The sequence below is a fragment of the uncultured Rikenella sp. genome (genome assembly GCF_910579375.1).
In the GTDB taxonomy this organism is placed as follows: domain Bacteria; phylum Bacteroidota; class Bacteroidia; order Bacteroidales; family Rikenellaceae; genus Rikenella.
On record NZ_CAJTUJ010000221.1, the window covers coordinates 1 to 2116 of the forward strand.

Genomic DNA, 2116 nt, shown 5'->3' on the forward strand with positions numbered 1-2116 from the left:
GCAAAAGCAAAGCCCAGTTCTCCGCCCATTCGTCCTCGCCGAGGCCGGCGGCTCAAAGAGCCGCAAGAGCAACGCCTTTTTCTGTCAAGTTCACGCGGATCGAAGCCTGCGGGGCCCAAAGCAACGTCAGTTGCGGGCCTCCGCGGCGGGAGGCTTCGGCCCGCGACCCTACGGGTCGCAAAAGCAAAGCCCAGTTCTCCGCCCATTCGTCCTCGCCGAGGCCGGCGGCTCAAAGAGCCGCAAGAGCACAGACAAAGGCCTCCCTATTCACCGCCCCAATTCTGTAAGATTCGTCCTCGGCACGCCCCATTCTGCGAGGTGCGTTCTCGGCCGCAGCCAGCGGAGAACGAATACGAAGCGTGAGCGGAGTATTTCGGCCCTCCGCATCCGGGGGCTGCGGGCCGACCGTTGGCACGGGAACTTAGCTACTCGCTCTCGGCCCTAAAGTAAAGACCAAAGCTCGGCCAACAGTTCAGCCCAACCCACAGTCCAAATCTCAGTCCCAAGCTCGACCCAGCGCAGCGGGAAAACCGACTGCGGTTTTCCCGCCCGAAGAACAAGCACAGCCCAAAGCAAAGCCCAATTCTCCGCCCCGTGTCCACCTCACTGCGGCTCCGCTGTCGCTCCGCCGCACTTTGCCGTCGCCCGCTGGGATTTCATCTCGATTTTGCTGTTGCAAAACGAGTGAAATCCCTTTTTACGCGGGCGGGCGACGGAGTTTTGCACGCCATTCTTTGTTCGCGCGCCTTGGGAAATCTTGTCAAAACACGCAAGCGAGTTTTGACGATTTCCCTCTTAAGGCGTGGCGCGCGGTCGAGCTTTGATCCACTTCTTCTATCAAACGCGCGCCTTACGCGATTCATCTATATTCGGTTACCGCCGAAATAGTTGAATCGCTTCTTTAGGCATGGCGCGCGTCTTTGGCTACAGGAGGGTACTGCCCTTACGCCGGGCGGGCGGTGCCTCCCGGCACTCGGAGTGGGCAGCCACGGCCCAACCCTCTGTCCGCGCGCTGGCGGAAATCCTCACCCCACCAAACAAGTCTCCCGCCAACCGCTACTGATGCTGCGGTCGGAGCAAATCCGCCACCGTCTTGACCGGCGCGAACGTCGAGATCGGTACCTCCACGAAGACCGTCGTCCAGTCCGCCATCGCCCCGTTCCAGAGCCCCGGCAACTCCTGCGCCCTGAGCGCCCGTCCGTCCTTGCTTTTTTCCGAGATGAATCCCGTCCTCTTATCCACAAACTGCGCGAGGTCGAACTTCCTCCCCCTGAAATCCCGCACCGCACAGACCAGATCCACCGGATTGAAATGCGTCCCACCCCCCATCAAAGCCCCGCGCACCTCCGGATCGATCTGCGACGACTCCGCAATCTGGAGCGACAACGCCCCCCGCACCCCCATCGACGTCTCCGCCCAGAACGGCCCCCCGCCCGGTTCCCCCTCGTTCCGCACCATGCCGCACACCCGGATCGGCCGATCCAACACCCGCCTCAAATCCTCCAGCGTCGGTTCGAACCCCTCCGGAAAGCGGTAACACAACTCCCGTTCGACAAACCGCCACACCTCCTTCCGGAAATCCCCCTCCGCCGCGAAGCCCGCCGAATCGATCTTCTTCAGGTAGAGGAACACCTGCTGCTGCAACTCCAGCGCCACCTCCCCCAACGCCTTCTTATACAGCACCGTATCCTCCTTCAAGTGATCCGGCACCACATTGTCCACCGTTTTGATAAAGATCAAATCCGCATCGATCCGGTTCAGATTCTCGATCAACGCCCCGTGTCCCCCCGGCCGGAAAAGAATCTCCCCCTCCCCGCCCGCATCCCCCACCCGGAACGGCGTATTATCCGGATTCACCGCCACCGTATCCGTCCCCGGCTCCTGCACCGAGAACGAGACCTCATACTCCACCCCGTACTTCGCCGCAAACCCCGCGCTTTTTTCCTCCACCAGACGTTTGAAATCCTCCATATGCTCCGGCGACACCGTGAAATGGATTCTCGCCGGATTTCCGCCATAGAGCGCCACCTCCACCAAATGCTCCTCCATCGCCGTGCGCCCCCCGTCCCCATACCGGTGGAACTTGATGAGCCCCTTCGGCCTGCTCCCCAGCCCC

General features: G+C 61.5%; 1 protein-coding gene. It reads right to left on the minus strand.

What is annotated here, in order from left to right:
* Window positions 1-1056: 1056 nt before the first annotated feature.
* On the minus strand, window positions 1057-2116 hold a 1060-nt coding region (locus tag QZ302_RS09865; RefSeq protein WP_294594925.1), incomplete at its 5' end, for a DUF4301 family protein.